The 21,351-nt window shown below is 70.1% G+C and carries 22 protein-coding genes; 11 read left to right on the top strand and 11 right to left on the bottom strand.

Annotation, left to right across the window (positions count from 1 at the left end; genetic code table 11):
• Positions 1-78 precede the first annotated feature (78 nt).
• From QBL25_RS41380 to QBL25_RS41365, 4 genes are all read right to left on the bottom strand, one after another.
• Positions 79-1,305 (bottom strand): IS701 family transposase, encoded by a 1,227-nt coding sequence (locus QBL25_RS41380; protein WP_409061932.1) that lies wholly within the window; start codon positions 1,303-1,305, stop codon positions 79-81.
• A gap of 83 nt (positions 1,306-1,388) precedes the next feature.
• Positions 1,389-2,552 (bottom strand): FUSC family protein, encoded by a 1,164-nt coding sequence (locus tag QBL25_RS41375; RefSeq protein WP_409062130.1) that lies wholly within the window; start codon positions 2,550-2,552, stop codon positions 1,389-1,391.
• Positions 2,553-2,743: 191 nt separating this feature from the next.
• Positions 2,744-3,115 carry an SH3 domain-containing protein gene (locus QBL25_RS41370; protein WP_409062129.1) on the bottom strand — a complete coding sequence of 124 codons (372 nt, stop codon included), beginning with the start codon at positions 3,113-3,115 and terminating at the stop codon, positions 2,744-2,746.
• Between the two features lie 233 nt (positions 3,116-3,348).
• Complete coding sequence (locus QBL25_RS41365) at positions 3,349-3,951, bottom strand: TetR/AcrR family transcriptional regulator (RefSeq protein ID WP_409062128.1); 603 nt, start codon at positions 3,949-3,951, stop codon at positions 3,349-3,351.
• A 77-nt stretch (positions 3,952-4,028) separates the two neighbouring features.
• On the opposite strand from QBL25_RS41365, the gene QBL25_RS41360 reads away from it, so the two are divergent.
• Both QBL25_RS41360 and QBL25_RS41355 read left to right on the top strand, forming a co-directional pair.
• Complete coding sequence (locus QBL25_RS41360) at positions 4,029-4,856, top strand: class I SAM-dependent methyltransferase (RefSeq protein WP_409062127.1); 828 nt, start codon at positions 4,029-4,031, stop codon at positions 4,854-4,856.
• A 30-nt stretch (positions 4,857-4,886) separates the two neighbouring features.
• A complete protein-coding gene (locus QBL25_RS41355) occupies positions 4,887-5,261 on the top strand; it encodes a VOC family protein (RefSeq protein ID WP_409062126.1) in 375 nt (124 codons plus the stop codon).
• Positions 5,262-5,397: 136 nt separating this feature from the next.
• On the opposite strand, the gene xdhC is transcribed toward QBL25_RS41355, so the two are convergent.
• Genes xdhC through QBL25_RS41340 form a run of 3 tightly spaced genes read right to left on the bottom strand, consistent with a single transcriptional unit; the run spans position 5,398 to position 10,113 of the window.
• Positions 5,398-6,207 (bottom strand): xanthine dehydrogenase accessory protein XdhC, encoded by an 810-nt coding sequence (gene xdhC, locus QBL25_RS41350; protein WP_409062125.1) that lies wholly within the window; start codon positions 6,205-6,207, stop codon positions 5,398-5,400.
• 1 nt (position 6,208) lies between these two features.
• Positions 6,209-8,635, bottom strand: a complete 2,427-nt coding sequence (xdhB, locus tag QBL25_RS41345; protein WP_409062124.1) for a xanthine dehydrogenase molybdopterin binding subunit — start codon at positions 8,633-8,635, stop codon at positions 6,209-6,211.
• Positions 8,632-10,113 carry a xanthine dehydrogenase small subunit gene (locus QBL25_RS41340; protein WP_409062123.1) on the bottom strand — a complete coding sequence of 494 codons (1,482 nt, stop codon included), beginning with the start codon at positions 10,111-10,113 and terminating at the stop codon, positions 8,632-8,634. Before QBL25_RS41340 ends, xdhB begins: the two co-directional genes overlap by 4 nt.
• 692 nt (positions 10,114-10,805) lie before the next feature.
• On the opposite strand from QBL25_RS41340, the gene nadE reads away from it, so the two are divergent.
• The gene (nadE, locus tag QBL25_RS41335) at positions 10,806-11,636 is read left to right on the top strand and encodes an ammonia-dependent NAD(+) synthetase (protein WP_409062122.1); all 831 of its coding nucleotides are present in this window, start codon (positions 10,806-10,808) and stop codon (positions 11,634-11,636) included.
• 82 nt (positions 11,637-11,718) lie between these two features.
• On the opposite strand, the gene QBL25_RS41330 is transcribed toward nadE, so the two are convergent.
• Positions 11,719-12,186, bottom strand: coding sequence for a MarR family winged helix-turn-helix transcriptional regulator (locus QBL25_RS41330; protein WP_409062121.1), 468 nt, complete (start codon positions 12,184-12,186; stop codon positions 11,719-11,721).
• Between the two features lie 103 nt (positions 12,187-12,289).
• Between QBL25_RS41330 and QBL25_RS41325 the strand changes: the two genes are divergently transcribed.
• From QBL25_RS41325 to QBL25_RS41295, 7 genes are all read left to right on the top strand, one after another.
• Entirely contained in the window at positions 12,290-13,504 is a 1,215-nt protein-coding gene (locus QBL25_RS41325) for an amidohydrolase family protein (RefSeq protein WP_409062120.1), read from the top strand.
• A 230-nt stretch (positions 13,505-13,734) separates the two neighbouring features.
• Positions 13,735-15,459, top strand: coding sequence for a methyltransferase domain-containing protein (locus tag QBL25_RS41320; protein WP_409062119.1), 1,725 nt, complete (start codon positions 13,735-13,737; stop codon positions 15,457-15,459).
• Positions 15,460-15,644: 185 nt separating this feature from the next.
• Positions 15,645-16,040 (top strand): hypothetical protein, encoded by a 396-nt coding sequence (locus tag QBL25_RS41315; RefSeq protein WP_409062118.1) that lies wholly within the window; start codon positions 15,645-15,647, stop codon positions 16,038-16,040.
• Between the two features lie 115 nt (positions 16,041-16,155).
• Positions 16,156-16,590, top strand: coding sequence for a hypothetical protein (locus tag QBL25_RS41310; protein WP_409062117.1), 435 nt, complete (start codon positions 16,156-16,158; stop codon positions 16,588-16,590).
• A gap of 538 nt (positions 16,591-17,128) precedes the next feature.
• Positions 17,129-17,626 carry a hypothetical protein gene (locus tag QBL25_RS41305; RefSeq protein ID WP_409062116.1) on the top strand — a complete coding sequence of 166 codons (498 nt, stop codon included), beginning with the start codon at positions 17,129-17,131 and terminating at the stop codon, positions 17,624-17,626.
• Between the two features lie 111 nt (positions 17,627-17,737).
• Entirely contained in the window at positions 17,738-18,529 is a 792-nt protein-coding gene (locus QBL25_RS41300) for an SDR family oxidoreductase (protein WP_409062955.1), read from the top strand.
• 121 nt (positions 18,530-18,650) lie between these two features.
• Positions 18,651-19,085, top strand: a complete 435-nt coding sequence (locus QBL25_RS41295) for a VOC family protein (RefSeq protein ID WP_409062115.1) — start codon at positions 18,651-18,653, stop codon at positions 19,083-19,085.
• Between the two features lie 222 nt (positions 19,086-19,307).
• On the opposite strand, the gene snpA is transcribed toward QBL25_RS41295, so the two are convergent.
• The gene (gene snpA, locus QBL25_RS41290; protein WP_409062114.1) at positions 19,308-19,985 is read right to left on the bottom strand and encodes a snapalysin; all 678 of its coding nucleotides are present in this window, start codon (positions 19,983-19,985) and stop codon (positions 19,308-19,310) included.
• A gap of 342 nt (positions 19,986-20,327) precedes the next feature.
• Entirely contained in the window at positions 20,328-20,648 is a 321-nt protein-coding gene (locus QBL25_RS41285) for a hypothetical protein (protein WP_409062113.1), read from the bottom strand.
• Between the two features lie 205 nt (positions 20,649-20,853).
• Here QBL25_RS41285 and QBL25_RS41280 point away from each other — a divergent pair, with 205 nt between their 5' ends.
• Positions 20,854-20,976, top strand: a complete 123-nt coding sequence (locus tag QBL25_RS41280; RefSeq protein ID WP_409062112.1) for a hypothetical protein — start codon at positions 20,854-20,856, stop codon at positions 20,974-20,976.
• A gap of 19 nt (positions 20,977-20,995) precedes the next feature.
• On the opposite strand, the gene QBL25_RS41275 is transcribed toward QBL25_RS41280, so the two are convergent.
• Positions 20,996-21,301, bottom strand: coding sequence for a helix-turn-helix domain-containing protein (locus QBL25_RS41275; RefSeq protein WP_409062111.1), 306 nt, complete (start codon positions 21,299-21,301; stop codon positions 20,996-20,998).
• Between the last annotated feature and the right edge of the window lie 50 nt (positions 21,302-21,351).

The following is a 21,351-nucleotide window of genomic DNA, read 5'->3' as shown; positions in this document are numbered from 1 at the left end:
GGGGGCGTCCGCAGGTGTTGCAGGTGCCGGTCCAGCAGCGGAGACGGTTCTGGAGGGCGTCGAGGACTTGGTAGAGGGTCAGGCTGTGCCGGGGGCTTTTGGGTTGTAGCGCCGCAGGGTGAGGAAGGCCTGGGCGGCGGTGACGAGGGTGACGTGGTGGTGCCATCCGCGCCAGGAGCGGCCCTCGAAGTGGTCCAGGCCCAGGCCGTGTTTGAGCTCGCGGTAGTCGTGCTCGATGCGCCAGCGCAGTTTCGCCCAGCGCACCAGATCTTCGACCGGGGTGGTGGCAGGCAGGTTGCTCATCCAGTACCCAGTCGGCTCCGCGTCCGGGTCAGGCTGCTCGACCAGCAGCGTTTCCGGCGGCAGGACGCCGTCCCACCGCTCGCGGCCCCCGGCCCGCTCCTGGGCTGCGCGACGGGCCTCCTTGCCCGAGGGCCGCACCTGCAGCACGGCAAAACGCGAGGTCATCGCGCCCTTGCTGCCGCGGCGCCAGGTGACCTGCGCAAAGTGGGCGTCCTGGACGAGGCTGGACAGGGGGCGGGGCCGGCTGCGATAGCGCGGCAGGGTGGGTGGCCCCAGGCCGCCGTAGTGGGGCCGGTGCGGCTTGGCGGTCGATGGCCGGGCGACCTCCTTGGACTCGACGGCCTGGATGTAGGACCAGCCGCGGTCCTGCAGCGCGAGCCGGAAGGAGACGCTGCGGCCATATCCGGCGTCGGCCACCAGCACCGGCACTGGCAGTCCCTGCCCGGCCAGACGGTCCAGTGCTTTGAGGGCCAGGCGTGTCTTTGGCTCATGTCCGACGTCGTCCGGCACTCCGGCCCGACGCCGACGAGACAGGTCCTTGGCCCACTCCGGCGGCAGGAACAACTCCCACTCCAGTGGGCAGGAGGCGTCGTCGGTGGCCGCGTGCACGCTGACCGCCACCTGACAGTTGGCCCGTTTACCCAGCGCACCGCAGTACTGCCATGCCACCCCGACCGAGTCTCGCCCGCACTTGGGAAACGACACGTCATCGATCACCCATACCTCGGGCCGGATCACCGTGCACACTCGCTCGGCGACCCGACGGCGCACCGGTGTCCATTCCCAGGGTGACTGGCTGACGAACTGCTGCAGGGCCTGCATGTTCCCGTCCGGCAACCGGGCCGCCATCGGCTGGATCGACTTGCGCCGGCCCTCCAGCATCAGACCCCGCAGATAGCATCCGCCCTTGGCCCGCTGATCCTTCCGCGGCACCGAAGCGAACACATCGGCCACATAGAAATCCAACGCCGCCCGCAGACGGCCCACTTCATAAGCGTCCACGTCACCAACATGCTCTTGATCGACGCCCTCAGGAAGACCTAACGAAGCACTACTAGCCGCCCGCGCGGCGGCGTGGCCGGGCCTCAGGCATCGGCGGTGTCCTTGAGGACGTCGCAGGTGTTCTGGAACTCCTCCATCAGCCGCGTGGCCTCCACCACCAGGACCCCGTAGGGCCGAGAGGCGTCCGACAGCGGGAGCTGGTTGTCCTGGGCCGCGCTCAGGACCTTCTGCAACGCCTCTTGCGACTTGGTCGCCAGCCGGCACATCTGCTCCGCCTGCTCGCTCAGGGTGTCGCTGTCGAGTTCGGCGATGACATGGGCGATGTCGCGCAGGCTGGCGGCGAAGTCGGCGTACGCCTCCAGCGCGGGCGCATAGGTGTAGGTGTTCTCCGTCTCGCGCCACTGTCCCAGGCTGCGGGTCAGGGATCCCAGCTGGTAGACCGCTCGTTCCAGGGCGTTGACGCTTTGGTGGTAGCGGTTGAACGTGAGGTAGCTGCGGTGGGACGGAAGGAGCCTGCGGGGGTTGAAGGGCAGGCTGTTCTCCGCCGTGCTCAGCCCGGCCCGGGCTTGGCCGACGGCGCGCTGCGCACTCTCTCCGGCCACGCGCCACTGCTCGGCGCGCTCGGCATCCACGTCACCGCTGGAGAGCCCGTCGGCCATGTCGTCCAGCAGGGACTCGATCTCGCGGGCAAGACCGTGCAGACCGTGTTCGGCGCTGCGGTAGCGCAGCGGAGGCGCGATGCACAGGTTCACGCTCAGGCCGATGCCGCAGCCGATGAGGACCAAGAGGATGATCTGGCCGAGCTGAGCGGCCTTGTCGCTGGTGGTGGCCGCCGCGGCGTAGGTGGAGAAGGCGAAGAACGCCGCCGTGGCGACCTGCGAGCGCTGCTCGCCCAGCGCCGGCCACTGCCCGATCCACAGGGCCACGGCCGCGACCAGCACGAAGGCGAACAGGTCCGGACCCGCCACGAAACCGATCGCGGCCTGAATGGCGACGCCGACGGTGACCGCCGCCGCGTAGCGCGCTGCCTGCCACACCGACTTGTAGATCGTCACGTTCATGATCAGTACGGCGGAGAACGGCGCGAAGGCCGGGGACACGGCCTTCAGCACGTCGTAGGCGACCCACCAGGCCAGGGTCGCGGCCAGGACGCTCTTGCCCAGCAACAGGGCGGAATGACGCTCATGGCCCGGTGAGCTCCATGCCCGCTTCAGCCATGCCCACCCGTTCTCGATCCGCCCGATCACGTGCCCTACTGACCCTTCTCCGATCCAACACCGTGCGCCCCGAGTGACCCGACCTCGGACAACCATGCCAAATACGGAGATTTATTAACAAAACTTGCACGTCGCCGCCACGGCGGGCGTGCGGGTGGCCGCGCGCCGGCGGACCATGCGCCTGAGCCCTTCTGCCCCTGATGCGGGGGCGCCTCACATCGTCAGCGGGTGAGGACGGGGCGCAGCGGGTGGGCATAGGCGCCACTGACCCAGCCTCGCCGCCCCTCCAGCCGGTACCAGGTGCGCGTCGTGCCGATGCGCTGGCCCGCTTCCCTGCGGGCGACGGCGACGACCGCGCACGGCGGCAGATGGCCCAGGACACGGCTGCGGGTCGTGGGGTACTCCCGGATGCGCAGGTTCACGCGGGCGGTCTGCACCCACCCGGTGTTGGCATCGGCGTCCACCACCGCGCGCGGACAGCCGGCCGGCGGGCGGCCAGAAGCGTCCACCGCCGCTGCCGGCCCCGACGCGAGACCGGTCAGCGCCACGAGCGACGCGGCCACAAGGAAGAGAGACAGAGTTGATCTCGGCACGTGATTCCTTCGTGTGAAGCGGTTCGGGCCCTCACACTTGCCGAACCGTTTCCCCGGAGCCAGCTGCCTCACTCGCCAGAGTGGACTCCTCCCCCGAAACGCTGATCGGCGCATCGGTTCGCTGACGAGACAGCACCCCGGCGCACCCCCGACGGGCGCCGGCCACGGACCGGGGCGGCCGCGTCACGCCTCGGTGCGCGCCACCGTCGGCACACCGGGCCGCTCACCGGCTTCTAGGCCGGCCCTGGTGGTACGACACCGGCGATGACCGAGGTCACGAACTTGCCGACCACCGCCGCGGCCGGAGGGCCGGGATCGCGGTCCGCGAACAGCAGATGCCCGCCGCCCACCAGGGACAGGGTCAGTGAGTCGATGTCGGCGTCGGCCGCGATACGGCCCCGGGCCCGCTCGTCGGTCAGATACGCGCGGATCGCGTCCGTGGCCTGGGCCAGGATCGCGATGCCGCCCCGGGGCAGGGCCTCGCGCAGGCGTACGCGCAGCGCGTCCCGGAAGGTGATGAGCGGGATGATGGCCACCGGCACCGGCCCGAACAAGGTCATCAGCGCGCCGGTGAGGTTGGCGGCCACCGTGTCGGTGCCGGCCGACCGGCGCAGCGCGTCGGCCTGTGTCTCGAGCTGTGCGGCGCGGTCGAGCACGAGAGCGGTGAGAAAGGCGTCGAAGTCGGCGAAGTGCCGGTGCAGGACGCCCTTGGCGCAGCCCGCCTCGTCGGTGACGGCCCGGCTGGTCAGCGCGTGGGGTCCTTCGCGCAGCAGCACGCGCTCGGCGGCGTCGAACAGGTGCTGTCGCGCGTCGCGAAGGTGCACTCCAGTGGGCATGCCCCGATCCTCTCGCACGGTCGCCGCGCGGTCACACACTCATTGCCCAGTGGGCATGTGCCCACTAAGGTGGGCATATGCCCACTTTACCTCCCGAGCAGCCGGAGCCCTCCCCCGCGCGGCCGCACGAGGCGCGCCGGATGGCCGAGTCCTTCGGCGCCGACGCCCGGCGTTACGACCAGGCACGCCCCGGCTATCCCGACGCCTTGGTGGCGCGGATCGCCGCCCAGAGCCCGGGGCCCGACGTCCTCGACGTGGGCTGCGGCACCGGCATCGCGGCCCGCCAGTTCGAGGCCATGGGCTGCACCGTGCTCGGCGTCGAGCCCGACACGCGGATGGCCGACTTCGCGCGCAGCCGAGGCCTGCGGGTCGACGTCGCGAACTTCGAGACCTGGCAGCCGGGCGACCGGCGCTTCGACGCGGTCATCGCCGCCCAGTCCTGGCACTGGGTGGATCCGGCCGCCGGCGGCGCACAAGCGGCCCGGGTGCTGCGCCCAGGGGGGCGGCTCGCGATCTTCGGGCACGTGTACGAGCCGCCCGCGGAAGTGGCCACCCCGTTCGCCGCCGCCTACCGGCGGGCGGTGCCCGACTCCCCGCTCCCCGCACAGCCGGCCGGGCGCTCGGTCGACCTCTACCAGACGGCCTATGCGAAGGTCGCCGACAGCATCCGCGAGACCGGCCGGTTCGACGCTCCCGAGCAGTGGCGTTTCGACTGGACACGGTCCTACACCCGCGACCAGTGGCTGGAGTTGCTGCCCACCACCGGCAGCCTGACCCAACTGCGCCCCGATCAACTGGACGCCATACTGAACGCGGTCGCAGACGCCATCGACGAGCTGGGCGGACGCTTCACGATGCACTACACCACGCTGGCCGTCACCGCCCTGCGCGCCTCCGCCCCCTGATCGCCACCACCAAGCCGAGGAGTGTCACGAGTGATTCGAAAGCTGCAAGCGGTCGCGCTGGACTGCGCCGATCCGGTACGGCTCGCGGAGTTCTACGCACAACTGCTCGGCGGCCGGGTGGTCACCGACCCCGAGGACCTCGACTGGATCGAGGTGCACGGGTTCGAGGGCACCCCGCTGGCCTGCCAGCGCGTGGACGGCTACCGGCCGCCCGAGTGGCCCGGCCAGCAGCACCCCCAGCAACTCCACCTGGACTTCGACGTGGACGACCTCGACGGGGAGGAGAAGCGGGCGCTCGACCTGGGCGCAACCGTGCTGGAGCGCACCGACCAGGTCACCCCGGGGGCCAACTGGCGCGTCTACGCCGACCCGGCGGGCCATCCGTTCTGTCTGTGCCAGCACTGACACGCCTGGCTGGCTGGCTGGCACGGACAAGGCGCCCGCCGGCGCCAAGAGGCGGGCGCCCCGGCCGAGTGCACACGCTGCGGCCGGGGGCGCCCTTCCGATCCGCGGAGATCCGCGGAAAGGGGCGGGTCCGCGGTCAGTCCCCTTCGGTTTCGAAGGCGCGCAGCAGATCGGCGGCGACGCTCACCGCGATCGTGGCGGGCTCCTTGCCGGTGATGTCCGCAAGCCCGATCGGGGTTTTGATCCGGGCGATGGTGGCCTCGTCGTGGCCGCCTTCGGTGGCCAGGCGGTGGCGGAAGCGCACCCACTTGGCCGCCGACCCGATCAACCCGATGGAGCCGAGGTGGCCGGTGCGCAAGGCCGCGTCGCACAGCGCGGCGTCCTCGGCATGGTCATGGGTCATGATCAGGACATGGGTGCCGCGCGGCAACTCCGCCAGCACCTCCTCGGGCAGCAGCGGCGTGTGATGCACGTGGACCTGACCCGCGGCGTCCGCCAGCACGGCGAGCCGGTCCGCCGTCAGGATGTCGGAACGGGTGTCGATCAAGTGGAGGTCGAGGTCCTGACGGGCCAAGATGCGCGCCAGCTCAAGACCCACGTGCCCGACGCCGAAGATCGCCACCGCCCGCACCACGGCGAGCGGTTCGAGCAGCACCGTGACCGTGCCGCCGCAGCACTGCACGCCATGCCGGTTGGTCACCTTGTCGTTCAGGGCGAAGTCCATCAGCTCCGGCTCCGGCTTGGCCGCGGCGATCATCTCCCGGGCGCGGTCGATGGCCACGGCCTCGACGTTGCCGCCGCCGATCGAGCCCCACGCCCCGCTCTCCCCCACCACGAGCTTCGCGCCGGCGTCGCGCGGGGCGTGGCCGCGCACGGCCGCGACGGTCACCAGCACGCCGGGCTCCCGGCGCGCCCGCAACCGTGCGACCGCGGCGACCCACGTCATGTCAGGCACCGCTCAAGGTCTTCGCGTCGGTGCGGATCACGCCGTCGACGACAGGGCCCTGGACGGTGACACCCTGGCGGGCGGCCCCCTCGCAGGAGACCTCGCCCTGGCGGGCGCCCTGGATGGCCCAGTACACCGCCTCCGGTGTCGCGGGCGAGGCCAGCTCGACGCTGCCCCCGCTCGGCCCGAACGCGGCGGCGGCCTGCCGCAGGGCTTCGCGCACCGAGAACGCCAGCATCAGCGGAGGCTCGCCCACCGCCTTGGACCCGTAGACCGCACCCTCCTCGGTGGCGTTCTCCAGCAGCGTGACGTGGAACTCCTCGGGCATCTCCGAGAAGCTCGGCAGCTTGTAGGTGCTGGCGGCCTGGGTCAGGAGCCGGCCGCGGTCGGGCCCGTCACCGGCGTCCCAGCGCAGGTCCTCCAGCGTCAGCCAGCCCGCGCCCTGCACGAACCCGCCCTCGACCTGCCCGATGTCGATCATCGGGGACAGGCTGTCGCCGACGTCGTGCACGATGTCCACCCGGCGGATGCGGTAGGCACCGGTGAAGCCGTCGACCTCCACCTCGGCCGCCGCGGCGCCGTTGGAGAAGTACTTGAACGGCGAGCCCCTGAACGACTTCGCGTCCCAGTGCAGCCCCTCGGTGCGGTAGTAGCCGGCCGCCGACAGCTGAACGCGCTGGAAGTAGGCGGTGCGCACCAGGTCGTCCCAGGCCAGTTCCGTGTCGCTGCCCAGGCAGCGGGCGACGCCCTCGACGATGCGGACGTCCGCGGCGCTGGAGCCCAGCTGGCTCGCGGCCACCTGCAACAGCCGCTCACGCAGCTGTTCGCAGGCGTTCTTCACCGCCCCGCCGTTCAGGTCGGTCCCGGAACTGGCCGCCGTGGCCGAGGTGTTGGGCACCTTGTCGGTGCGCGTGGGCGCCAGGCGCACCTTGTGCAGCGGGATGCCCAGCGTGGTCGCGGCCACCTGGAGCATCTTGGTGTGCAGGCCCTGGCCCATCTCGGTGCCGCCGTGGTTGATCAGGACGGAGCCGTCCTTGTAGATCAGCACCAGTGCGCCGCCCTGGTTGAAGGCGGTGAGGTTGAAGGAGATCCCGAACTTGACGCCGGTGAGCGCCAGCGCCCGCTTGGTGTGCGGGTGCGCGGCGTTGAAGGCGGCGATCTCGCGCCGGCGATCGTCGATGGAGCCGTTCTCCCGGACCTTGTCCCACACGGCGGCGATCCGCTCGGGCTGGGTGACCAGCTGGCCGTAGGGCGTGGTCTGACCCCGCTGGTAGAAGTTGCGCTCGCGCACCTCCATCGGGTCGAGGCCGAGCAGCGGCGCGCACCGGCCGATGATGTCCTCGATGACCAGCATGCCCTGCGGTCCGCCGAAGCCGCGGAAGGCGGTGTTGGACACCTTGTTGGTCTTGGCGATACGCCCGGCGACGCGCGCGTTGGGGATCCAGTACGTGTTGTCGATGTGGCACAGCGCGCGGGCCAGGACCGGCTCGGAGAGGTCAAGGCTCCAGCCGCCGTCGGCGGTCAAGGTCGCGTCCAGGGCCCGGATGCGTCCGTCGGCGTCGAAGCCGATGGTCCAGGTGGCGTGGAACCCGTGGCGCTTGCCGGACATGGTCAGGTCCTGCGTGCGGTTGAGCCGCAGCCGCACCGGCCGTCCGGTCAGCCGGGCGCCCAGCGCGGCGACGGCGGCGAACCCGTGCGGCTGCATCTCCTTGCCGCCGAACCCGCCGCCCATCCGCAGGCACTGCACGGTCACCTCGTGGCTGTGCAGGCCCAGGACGTGGGCGACGATCTCCTGGGTCTCCGAGGGATGCTGGGTGCTGCTCTGGACGAACACCTGCTCGTTCTCGTCGACGAGCGCCAGCGCCGCGTGCGTTTCCAGGTAGAAGTGCTCCTGGTCGGAGAACTGGAACTCGCCGGTGAAGACGTGCGCGGAGTCGGCCAGGCCGGAGTCGACGTCGCCGGTGAGCATCAGCGGCCGGGCCCCGTGAAAGCTCTCGGTGGCCATCGCGTCCTGCAACGTGATCACGGAGGGCAGTTCGTCGAGGTCCACCTCGACGGCCGCCGCGCCAAGGCGGGCTGCTTCCAGGCTCTCGCCCAGCACCCAGGCCACCGCGTGGCCGTAGTACATGACCTCGTCGGGGAACAGCGGCTCGTCGTGCTTCATGCCGGCGTCGTTGACGCCGGGCACGTCGGCGCCGGTCAACACGCGCACCACGCCGGGCACGGCGAGCGCGGGCTCGGTGCGCAGCGCGGTGATCCTGCCGTGGGCCTTCATGACCTGCACCGGGTAGGCGTGCAGGACGTCCTTGGTGCGCTGGACCAGGTCGTCGGTGTAGAGCGCGGTGCCGGTGACGTGCTGGACGGCGCTCTCGTGCGGCATGGAGACGCCGACGACGGGCTTGTCGGGGCGCTGGGACAGATGACTCATGACGACACACCCTCGGTGGTTTGTGCGTACAGCTTCAGCAGGCTCTGGCCCAGCATCGCGGAGCGATAGCCGGCGCTGGCCCGGTGGTCGCTCATCGGGGTGCCCTCGGCCTCCAGCACCCGGGCCGCGGCCTGCACGGTCTGCGCCGTCCACGGCCGGCCCTCCAGGGCCGCCTCGGTGGCCAGGGAGCGGATCGGCGTGGCGGCCACGCCGCCCAGGCCGATGCGCGCCGTGCGGACGTGCCCGTCCTGGATGTCGAGCGCGAAGGCGACCGCGACGCTGGAGATGTCGTCGAAACGCCGCTTGGCGATCTTGTGGAAGGCCACGACCGGCGCCGGCGGCAGCGGGACGCGCACCGCGCGGATCAGTTCTCCGGGCCGGCGCACGCTCTGCCGGTAGCCGGTGAAGTAGTCGGCCAGGGCGACCTCGCGCTGGCCGTCGGCGTCGGCGAGCACCAGCGACGCCTCCAGGGCCAGCAGCGCGGGCGCGCTGTCCCCGATGGGCGAGCCGGTCCCCAGGTTGCCGCCGAGGGTCGCGCTGTTGCGGATGAGGCGGGAGGCGAACTGCGGGAAGAGTTCGCCCAGCAACGGGACGCGGCCGTCGAGACGGCGCTCGATCTCGGTGAGGGTCAGGGCCGCCCCGATCTCGACGTGGTCGCCGTCCACGCGCAGCGCGCGAAGTTCGGGCAGCCGGTCCACGGCGACCACGCACTCCGCGCGCCGGGAGCGGATGTTGACCTCCACGCCCCAGTCGGTGGAACCGGCGACCACGACCGCCTCGGGCTTCTCGCGCAGCAGGCGCAGTACGTCCGCCAGGGTGCCGGGCCGCAGGAAGGTCTTGCCCTCTTGGGCGTAGGCGGTGGCGGCCGGCGCGGGCGGGGCCTGCTCGCGGCGCTGGGCCAGGGGGTCCTGGTCGGTGGGCGTGCCGACGGCGAACGCCGCGTCGCGAATCGGGCGGTAGCCGGTGCAGCGGCACAGGTTGCCGCTCAGGGCGTGCAGATCGAACCCGTTGGGGCCGTGCTCGGCGTCAGCGCCGTCACGTGAGCCGTCGTCCTCGCCCGATCCGGCGTGGGCGCAGCGGTCGGGCCGGTAGTACTCGGAGGCCATGCTGCAGACGAACCCCGGTGTGCAGTAGCCGCATTGGGATCCGCCGCGGGCCGCCATCTCCTCCTGGACGGGGTGCAGCGTGCGCGGGGCGCCAGGGCCCTCGACGGTGGCCAGGCCCTCGGAGGTGATGACCTCCTGGCCGTCGAGCGCCGCGGCGGGCAGCAGACAGGCGTTGATCGCCACCCAGTCGGTGGGCTTGTTCACCCCGGGACGGGCCACCAGGACGGAACAGGCGCCGCATTCGCCCTCGGCGCAGCCTTCCTTGGTGCCCGTCAGGCCGCGCTCGCGCAGGAAATCCAGCGCCGTGGTGTGCGGCGCCGCGGGTGAGATCGGTGTTTCTTTCCCGTTGACCGTGATCCGCGCCTCTGTCATGACAGGCCTGCGTTCCGGTGCACGGTCGGTCCATTCATCATGTTCGCCAATTTTCAGGCAGCTCTCTGTGTTCAGGCGCGCCGCGGCAGAGAAGGCGGCGCAGGACGGCACGCGGCAGTGACGTGCCGGAAGATGGTGAGGGAGAACCCGGGATGTGCCGCGGGCGGGCATGCGTGTGCCGCCGACGGGGGCGGGCACGGCAGTGCCGCTGACGGGCACATCGAAGCGGCGTACTCAGGCGCCGTGGGCGATCCGACCCGGAACCCAGACCGTGCGCTGGGCGAGACGACCGAGATCAGAGTTGGTGTTCATCCGCTGGTCGCCCCCTTTCGCTAGTGACAGGCCGACAGCCCCCGCAAACTAGTGGCTTGGGTCACCCGGGTCAAGAGGTCCGCCCGGTCACGGGCGCGCGGGTCGGGCCTCCTGACCCGGGTGACCGGCTGGGTGCTCATGGCGCGAGCGCGGCCCGGGCGCCTTGGTGACCGGTTGCTCCGCGCGTCGATGGTTGCCTCGAGGGAAGAGGGGAACCTGCAGGTGAAGGCGAGCCCAGCGGCATCTTCGCCGTCCGCGACACGGTGATGCGACGCCACGGTCGAAGGGGACACGGGCCGCCGGGTGGCCGACGGTGCCCGGCGCGCACCGGAAGCTAGGGTTTCGCACAGCACACCATGAACCGGAACAAAGGAGCAGACGTGAGCGAGCCGGCGTCCATCGCCCTTCAGCAGGAGATCGCCCGAGACCTCCAGGTCGCCCAGACCTTCGAGGCCGAGGAGGAGATCGAACGCCGGACAGCCTTCCTCGCCGAGCGGCTGACCTCCACCGGGCTGCGCGCCCTCGTGCTGGGTATCAGCGGCGGCGTCGACTCCACCGTGGCCGGGCGCCTGTGCCAGCTCGCCGTCGAGCGGGCCCGGGCCGCCGGGCACGAAGCGCGGTTCTACGCGATGCGGCTGCCCTACGGCACCCAGGCCGACGAGCACGACGCGCAGCTCGCGCTCTCCTTCATCCAGCCCGACCAGGTGCTGACGGTGGACATCAAGCCCGCGAGCGACGCGGCGCTGGAGGCCTCGCTGGCGGCCGGAGTGACCTTCCGGGACGCTTCCCACCAGGACTTCGTCCAGGGCAACGTCAAGGCCCGGCAGCGCATGATCGCCCAGTACGCGGTGGCCGGCGCGTATGACGGCCTGGTCGTGGGCACCGACCACGCCGCCGAGGCGGTCTCCGGCTTCTTCACCAAGTTCGGCGACGGCGCCGCGGACCTGGTCCCGCTGACCGGCCTGACCAAGCGCCGGGTACGCGCCGTAGGCACCGCGCTGGGCGCGCCCGCCGAGCTGGTGTGGAAGTCCCCGACGGCCGACCTGGAGAGCCTCTCCCCCGGCAAGACCGACGAAGACGCCCTGGGAGTGACCTACAACGACATCGACGACTTCCTCGAAGGCAAGCCGGTGGACGAGCCGACCTTCGAAAAGATCACCCACCGCTACCGCCTGACCGACCACAAGCGCCAGCTGCCGCAGGCTCCTTGAGCTTGAGCCGCAACGCCTCCCGCAGTCCTGCAGCCCGCGGGAGGCGTTGCGGCAGTTGCGCGTTCAGTTGGCCGCCGCGCCGTCAGTCGCGGCCTGCGGCCCGCTTCTTGGACCAGGCAGTGGCGTCGGCCCCGTATCGGGCCAGAAGGCGTGCGAACTGGATCCGTTCCTCCGGCGACCAGGCAGCGGTGATCTCCTGGAACGCACGTCGCTGCTCGGCGGCGAAGCGGTCGCGTTCGGCCTCGCCGTGCTCGGTGAGTTCGAGCACCGTGCGGCGTCCGTCGGCCTGGGAGGCCGCCCGGCACACCAGGCCCTCCTCGATGCAGGCGGTGACGGTCCGGCTGGCCACCGGCTGGGCGACGCCCATCTCCGCGGCGAGGCCGCCGACCGTCATCTCGCCCGGCGCATCGGCGATCACATTGAGTACGAGGTTGCGGGAGAGGTCCTTGTTCGATGCCGGTGCGCGTCGGCGCAGACGGGACAGTGCCGGGCCGATCTGGTCCAGCGCCTGCTCGTCGGAGGGCTGCCCACAGGAAGACGCGCTGCTCATGTGACCGAGTCTAGATCCCCGCCGCACATTTGCATACCCGTAGACAAGTACATAGCATCAGGTATGTAAATTGTGGACGAGCGAGGAACCGAGGCGCACCGCTATGGCACTCACCGCGATCACCAACGCGCAGATCTTTGACGGAGAGAAGACGCTCGGCGTCCAGACCGTGGTCATGGACGCGGGGCGGATCGTCCGCATCGGCGGCGACGCCCCCGAGGGCAGCGAGATCGTCGACGGCAGCGGCGCCACCCTGCTGCCGGGACTCATCGACGCCCACGTCCACTCCGCCCCGGGCTCTCTGGCGCTGGCCCTGCGGTTCGGGGTGACGACCGAACTGGAGATGCAGGGGATGAACACCCGGGAGAACCGGGCGGCCGTCACCGACGACGACTCCCTGGCCGACGTGCGCTCATCCGGCTTCGCCATCACACCGCCCGGCGGCCACCCGAGCGAGCTGATGCCCGAAGGGTTCCGGCCCAAGTGGGACCTTCCCCCGGTGATGCCCCTGATGCCGTTCTCCACCACCCCCGAGGAGGCCGCCGCCTTCGTGCCCCAACTCCTCGGCCGGGGCTCCGACTTCATCAAGTTCATGATCGACGACGGCAGCGTGGAGGGCCACCCCGGGCTGCCCTCGCTCGACCAGGCCACCGTCAACGCCGGTGTGGCCGAGGCCAAGAAGTACGGCGCCCTGACCGTGGCCCACGCGCTGACCGTGGAGGCCACCAAAATGGCCGCCGAAGCGGGCATCGACGGCCTCACCCACGTGTTCATGGACCAGCCGCACACCCCCGAGATCATCGATCTGATCAAGGACGCGGGCATGTTCGTCATCCCCTGCATCACCCTGAACGCCTCGATGATGGGGATCACCGGCGGCGCACTCGCCGACGACCCCCGGGTCGCCGCACGCCTCGACGGCAAATGGGACCAGACCCTGCGCTCCAGCTACAACCGCTACCCGCAGGGCAAGCTGGCCGACGTGCACGACACCGTGCGCGCCCTGGATGCCGCCGGCGTCGATGTACTGGCCGGCACCGACGCCTCCATGGCCGAGACGTTCTTCGGCGGCCTGGCCCACGGAGCGAGCCTGCACCACGAACTGCAATACCTGGTGGCCGCCGGCCTCACCCCCGCACGGGCCCTGCGCGCGGCCACGGCCACCACGGCCCGGCGCTTCCGCCTCGGTGACCGGGGCCGCATCGCCGAGGGGCTGCGCGCCGACCTCCTGCTGGTCGACGGCGATCCGACCACCGACATCAGCGACACCCTCAACACCCGCGCCGTCTGGCGCCGCGGAACACGCCTGGCGGCATGACCAACCACACCCACTCCTGACGGAGCGGCAACCGGTTGCGCCGTCCCGACTGCCGCGATGCGGCGCACCCTGACGCCCCACCGTGAGCCCCGGTGGCGGTTTCTCGTCAGCTCCCCTCATGTATACGGCAGTTGGAGGAATGGCTTCCGCCGGTGTGGATAGCAATGCCTCCGCACCCTCGCCGCGAGCGACTCCGGGACACAACAGAGCGAAACAGTCATTGTCCGGACGTGACCTGCATAAGAGAGAAGAATCCCCCGATCGAAGGGTTCTCCATCATCGTGCAACCGGCCCAGGAATTTGGCGACAACCCTGTTGAAGTACGAGAAACCGGCCACTACAAGGAGGAATACGTACCCAGCTTCGTCGAGAAGTGGGACTCCCTCATAGATTGGGAGAAACGGGCGGAAAGCGAGGGGACCTTCTTCATCGACCTGCTGCGCAAGCGGGGAGTACGAAGCGTCCTCGACGTCGCGACGGGCACCGGCTTCCACTCGGTCCGCCTGCTCGCCACGGGCTTCGAGACGGTCAGCGCCGACGGCAGTGCCGAGATGCTGGCCGTGGCCTTCGCGAACGGCATGCAAAGGGGCGGCCACATCATGCGGGTCGTCCAGGCCGACTGGCGCTGGCTCAACCGCGATGTGCACGGCGAGTACGACGCCATCGTCTGCCTTGGCAACTCCTTCACGCACCTGTTCTCGGAACGCGACCGCCGCAAGGCGCTCGCCGAGTTCTACGCGATGCTCAAGCACGACGGCATTCTGGTCCTCGACCAGCGCAACTACGACGCGATCCTGGACGACGGCTACACCAGCAAGCACAAGTTCTACTACTGCGGCGAGGACGTCGCCGTGGAGCCGGAGTACGTGGACGAGGGGCTGTGCCGGATGCGGTACCAGTTTCCGGACGACTCCGTGTACCACCTCAACATGTTCCCGCTGCGCAAGGAGTACACCAGAAAACTCATGACGGACGTGGGCTTCCAGCGGGTGGAGACCTACGGGGACTTCCAGCACACCTACCGCGGCGAGCAGCCGGACTTCTTCGTGCACGTGGCGGAGAAGGAGTACCGCACGGAGGACGAGCAGGCCGGCCGCTACACCGGCGCGGTCGGCACCGCCCGCAGCTACTACAACTCGCACGACGCGGACACCTTCTACGCCAAGGTGTGGGGCGGCGAAGACATCCACATCGGCCTCTACTCAAGCCCGGACGAACCGATCGCGGACGCCAGCCGCCGCACGGTCCGGCGCATGGCGGACAAGCTGCCCCTGACCCCGGAGTCGGTGGTCCTCGACCTCGGCTCGGGCTACGGCGGCTCCGCCCGTCAGCTGGCCGGAGGGCATGGCTGCCGGGTGATCGCGCTCAACCTGAGCGAGGTCGAGAACCGGCGCCACAAAGAGCTCAACTCGGGGCGCGGCCTGACCGACCGCATCGATGTCGTGGACGGCTCCTTCGAGGACATCCCCTACGGAGACGGTGAGGTCGACGTCGTCTGGTCCCAGGACGCCTTCCTGCACAGCGGCAACCGCGTCAAGGTCCTGGAGGAGATCGCCCGGGTCCTCAGGCCCGGCGGCCATCTGATCTTCACCGACCCGATGGCCACCGACGACTGCCCGGCGGGCGTACTCCAGCCCATCCTCGACCGCATCCACCTGGACGACATGGGCTCCCCCGCCTTCTACCGCCAGGAACTGGGCCGACTCGGCTTCACTCCCGCCGACGACACCGACGGCACCGACGGCACCGACGGAGGCTTCGAGGAACACGGCGAACAGTTGGTCACGCACTACACGCGCGTCCTCGAGGAAACAGCGCGACAGGAGGCAGACGGCCTGGCCCGTCAGATCAGCCACGACTATCTGGTCCAGATGAAGAAGGGCCTCGGCCACTGGATCGACGGCGGCCGTCAGGGACACCTGACCTGGGGCATCTTCCACTTCGTACGCAACTGAGCGACGCCGTCACGCGGCGGCGGCCCGGTCGGCGACTCGTCCGCTGCCCGGACCGCCGCAGCGCCTGCCCCGGTGGGGGCCAAGCGCCACATGTTGCGGGCAGGTCACCAGTCGTCAGCGCCGGCCGTCGCCTCCTGTCCACGCCATCGAAGACGATCACGGGAAGCAGGTGCGACCCTGCACGAATGAACGATCTCGGCGACGCGAATCTGCGCACCTGGACGCTGCGTCTCATGGCCCTGCTCGCGGCCGATGTCCAGGATCAGCTTGCCTGGCTGGGCGAGCGTGGGCTGAAGACGCGGGACGTCGTCGACGAGGTGAGGTTGCTGTGCCGCCTCGCCGAAGGACTCGCGCGGCGCGGAGCACTCGGGACTACGGACCTGGACGGCCTCCGGGCCCTTGACCGTCGCCTCGGTGAGATCGACGCCGCCGGTCGCAGCGGCCCGTGGGGCACTGCCCTGACCACGGACCCGGCGTGGGACGACATACGCGCTCTCGCCCGCCGGCTCCTCCTCGCGTGGCTCGGCGACTGGCGCCAACCACTGCCACGCCCCGCGAGCTCCCGCACGAGCGAGCAGTGACCCCGGCTTCAGAGAGGGAACGCCCGGCCCGGCTTCACGCAATCCATGTGGGACGGGCGATTTCGCGCTGCGGCACATCCTGGTGTTGCTCCCCCGCACATGGTCAACTGGCAGCGTGGATCAGGTTCTTACGACCTTCATCGCCGTGGCGGGAACACTCCTTGGTTCACTGCTCGGGTATCAGCTCCAGAAGCGTGTGGCCGACCGGAGCGAGCGTCGCAACGCCGTCCTCGCCTTCACCGCCGCGACCAACGAATACATCCGCAGCCAGCACGACTGGTGGCACCGCCAGCACGAGGAACAGAACAGTCCGGCGCACGTGGCAGCCAAAGCGGAAGCCTTCCGGATCCGCGGCCAGGCCTTCCAAGCCGTACACCAACTCCGCCTGCTCGCACCGGACAATGACCTGCATGCGCGAGCCGAGCGGACCATCGGCATGATCGGCGCTCTGCACCGCGCAGCGGATCGCGAAGAGCTGCGGACGCAGTCGGTCGAAGCACACGCTGCCCTCAACGCCTTCGTCGTGCACGCTTCGGCTCAGATCCGGTAGACCGCCGACCGCCCTTCCCGCGGTAAGGGTGTCGCAGCCGCCTTCGCGCGCCCTTGACCGGACGGACGGAATCCGACTGCGCACACGGGTGCGGTTCAGTATCCGCATCCAGCCATGTACGGGTCCCTATCCGGCCCCAGTCACCTCCCCTCGGCTCACGGCTCCATGTCCGCCCCTAGAATGAGTGGGACACGAACGTGTGCCTGGGGGGTGAGACCAATGGCCTTCACCGAGATAGCCGTGGCGTTGATCACGGCCGGGCCTGCCTACATCGCGGTCTGGTTGACCGCACGCAATCCCCAACCCACGCCGACGCAACCGCAAGCTTGCGCCCAGGCGGAGACCTGTGAGCGCTGCGAGGACCGAACCTCGGATGACGCGATGACCGGCGTCCCCTCGGAATGGGCATTCGCCGCCTAACGCTCTCCTCTTCACGGTACTGCGGCACCGCGGTGGGCCCGCTGCCTCCACAGCACCGCGCGCCCACCGCGCGGTCGCCGCCTACCAGGCTTCCGAGCCGCAGCGGCATCATGTCCCCATGGACTTCCACCTCGCCCCACCGACCGGCGTCGGCCCGTTGCGGATCGGGATGACTCGGCACGCGGCCGGCGCGGCATTGGAGTCGTTCCGCGATCTTTCCGCACGATCGGAGGCCGTGAGGCCAGGTCGGCACCTCTTCCGCCCGAGCGGGTTGATGATCGACCTCCATTGTGTGCGCGACACGCTCGAAGCCATCGAACTGGGGCGGCCGTCGGCCACCACGGACCGCGTGCTTTTCCAGGGTGTGGACGTGTTCGCACTCCCGGCACGAGAGGCCGTCCGGGGCGTGGGTGAGTTCACCTCCATCGAGGAGGATCCCGACGAGGCCGGTTCGTTCATCGCCCAGGACCTGCTGCTGAGCTTCTGGCGCCCGTTCGTAGCCGACGATGAGCCAGAAGAGGAGCAGGGTTACTACTTCAACTCAGTCCTGGTGGCGCAGCCCGGCTACTACGACACTCCTGCGCAGAGTGCGGAGCGACTCCAGCAGCATGTGTGACGGGCTTTGCACGAGCCGCATCTCCTCTTCCCCTGCCTCCCTCGCTCGCGCAGGAAAGTGATTGACCGCCGTGGTGGCGTTCGTGGACCATTCCTGACCGTGACGACGAACATGGATCATGACCAGCCCACCCTCGACCAAGAACCTGAGGCCGGCCGTCCGCTCGCTCTGATCACTGGCGTGGGCCGCACGATCGGCATCGGCGCCGGCATCGCCCGTCGGCTCGCCGCATCCGGCTGGGACATCGCCTTCACCTACTGGAGGCCCTACGACGACCGCATGAGCTGGGGCAGCGAGCCCGGCGCAACCGAAGTGATCAGCCAGGCGCTGGCCGAGCACGGCGCGTCCACCACCGCAATCGAGGCGGATCTCGCCGACCCGGAAACTCCGGCCCGCGTCTTCGACGAGGCCGAACAACGACTGGGCGCCGTCACCGCACTGGTGATGTGCCACTGCGAGTCGGTCGACTCCGGCCTGATGGACACCACCGTGGAGAGCTTCGACCGGCACTTCGCCGTCAACGCACGCGCCACCTGGCTGCTCATCCGCGAGTTCGGCCGCCGCTTCACCGCCGACCACGGAACCGGCCGGATCATCGGTCTCACCAGCGACCACACCGTCGGCAACCTGCCCTACGGAGCCAGCAAGGGCGCCCTGGACCGCATCACCCTGGCCGCCACCCACGAACTGGCCCACCTCGGCGTGACCGCCAACGTGATCAACCCAGGGCCGGTCGACACCGGCTGGATGCCCCAGGACGTCCGCGACCACTGCACCCGCAACACCCCGCTCGGCCGCCTGGGCACACCACAGGACACCGCGCACCTCGTGGATTTCCTGTGCTCCAAGGAAGGCCAGTGGATCAACGGACAACTGCTGATGAGCAACGGCGGCCTTGCTTGAGGGGTTGTCCGCGACGGTTTGACCACGTGGGATCCAAGGCAACTCAGCAGACACGACTGTCGCGCGGCTCCTCCCAGGAAAATGAGCGGCACGTCTCCCTGCTGCGCGGTACGGTGCGCCGATGTCGGCGATCAAGAAGTTCCAAGTCACCTTTGACTGCGCAGAGCCCGAGCGCCTTGCTCGCTTCTGGTGCGACGTGTTGGGCTACGCCCTACCGCTGCCACCGGAGGGGTTCGCCACCTGGGAGGATTTCCATCACACCCTGCCTCCCGAGAAGCGGGGGGCATGGTCCGCCTGCAGTGATCCCTCGGGCGTGGGCCCGCGCCTGTACTTCCAGCGCGTCCCCGAAGGCAAGATCGTCAAGAATCGGGTGCATCTCGACGTCCGGGTAGGCACCGGTCTCGTGGGGGACGAGCGTCTCGCCGCGCTCGAAGCCGAGTGCGCACGACTGGTCGCGCTCGGTGCGACCCACGTGCAAACGCTCTACGCCGACGAGGAGAACGAATCGTGCATCCCGATGCTGGACATCGAGGGCAACGAGTTCTGCATCGACTGAAGAATCTGTGAGCAAGGGGCGTGGAGCCCCCAGCTCCCCTGCCGCCCGGCCCCTGGCGCCTGGTCCCTGAGAGCCGTCGGGGAAGCCACCGGCCGCGGCGGCGCGCCTTCGTCTCCTGAGGGTGCAGGCCCATGTCGGAGAAGAGAGCGCGTCGCACGCGGCCGGGTCGGCAGGGAGGCCGGTCGCGGGACGTGACGGAGCGTCCGGCGGTGGGGTGCGAGGTCAGCGGACCTTGGTCAGCTCACCCTTGTCCTGGAGGGTGGCGATCCCTTGCGCCCAGAGGCTGTTGACCCGCTGGCGCTCCTGCGCGTTCGGGTAGGCGTTGGTGCAGGACGTGCCGGGGCCGCCGCCGGACATCAGCTCGCTGCACGGGCCCGAGTAGTGGTCGGGCAGACCGAGCACGTGCCCCGTCTCGTGGGACGTGACACGGGTGGAGTTGTACTGCTGGTTCTGCCGGTAGTCCAGGAAGATGTAGCCGTGGCCGCGCCCGTCGGTGGAGGCGTACGAACCGCGCGAGTCGTTGCCCTCGCGGTATTCGAAGTCGGCGGTGGAGGTGGTCTCCTGGAGCTTCACGTTGCTGACGGACGAGTTCCATATCTGTGTGCTCTGGGCTATCTGGCTGCGGAAGCTCGGCGCCCGGCTCGTGCGGTACCGGACGGTGACGACCTGGATGCCCGGCTGCGCCGCCTGCTTCTTCAGCGCCGACTTCATCACGGCGGCGAAGAAGTCCCGGTTGGCGGCCTGGTCCTCGGCGGAACCCGCGTACGCCGAGGTGGCGTTCGTGGCGGAGGACTTGAACGTGTCGGTCGTGGGCGCCGCGAACGCCGAGGGCGCGGCAGCCAGCGATCCGACGAGTGCGGCGGCGCCGAGGATGGCGAGGCTGGTGCGGGATCTGTTCATGGGGGTGTGATCCTTCCCGATGTCCGGTGGCCTGCGTGGCCGAGGGCAGCCGGGACCCTCGGGGCACAGAGATGCCCGGGATCCCGGGACCGGGGCCTGCGGGTGCGGCCTGTGGTCGGGACGAGTATCGGGAAGGCGGGGCTCGTTGGCACCGATACCATTCGGCGATAGCGCCAGAGCATCAACTGGTTGGCGTAGTACGGGACTTGACCCGTTGACCGCGGCAGGGCCGATGGCTGCGCTTCCTGCTCTTCGCCCCACCCTCCCACCGAGACCCGGGTCGCACAGATTTCGGCTGGTTGAGCCGTCTGCGCCTGTCCGGCGAGTTTGCGCCCGGGACCGTCAGCGGGCGGTGCGCCCTGCGGGGAGGAGGGTGAGCCGGCGGGACCGGGCAGCGGGCGGCTGGTCGGCGGGGAAGGTGGAGAACATCAGGTACAGGTCGCCGACGGTGCAGTCGGGCCGCAGGGCGCCCTGTTCCTGTGCGGCGCGGACGAGCCGGCCGAGGGCCCGGGCGACGCGGGTCTCCACGTCCCGCAGGGCGGGGTGCGCGGCATGGTCGGCGTTGAGCGCGTAGGCCGCCGCCTTGACGGCGTGGCTGTGGGCGACGGTGTCCATCAGGCGGGCGAGGAAGCCGGTGAGTTCGCCCTGGTCGGCGCGGCCCAAGGTGGCCTCGCCGTCGTCGGCGACCGGCCTGGCGCCGAGAACGGTGATGCGATCAACTGAGCGGCTGCGACGCCTGCTTCTACTGCCTGGGCACCTCGGCCGTCGGCAGGGCCGAGGCCGACTACCGGGTCGTCGCGCACGACTTTCCACTGGCCGCCGCCCGCGCCCTGCGCACCCGGCACTGCGGCGCATCGCGCCGCGTCATGTGACCACGAGCCTCCAGCTCGGACAGGCCATGCTCCAGGCCGCACGCGGCGGCGCGCCGCACCGCGTGCCGGCCACCAGCGACGTCAACGAACTCGCCGCTTCCGTGCGGACGGCGCCGTAGTAGCAACGGGAACGGAGGATTACGAGGCGAACAGCGCGGGCCGGGCGACGGGCAGGTCCGAGCGGTCGTCGACGGCACGACCCGCCTGGCTGATCTCGGCCCAGACCGCGTCGAGGGACAACCCGAGCGTGCCGGCGATCGCGGCGATGGTCGGGAAGGCGGGGGTGGCCACGCGGCCGGATTCGATCTTCCGGAGCGTCTCCGGCGAGATGCCCGCGGCGAGCGCGACGTCGAGCATCGAGCGGCAGCCCCGGGCCCGGCGGAGCAGGGCGCCAAGGCGCTGTCCGCGTTCGACCTCGGCGGGAGTGAGCGGCAACCTGACCATGAGCCCATTCTAATACCGGTACAGTTAGACCGGTATAGTTATTGGAAACA

Origin of the sequence: Streptomyces sp. SYP-A7185, assembly GCF_046103685.1 — a bacterium.
Taxonomy (GTDB): domain Bacteria; phylum Actinomycetota; class Actinomycetes; order Streptomycetales; family Streptomycetaceae; genus Streptomyces.
Note: the sequence above shows the minus strand (reverse complement) of the source record. Positions and strands in the feature narration are given on the sequence as shown.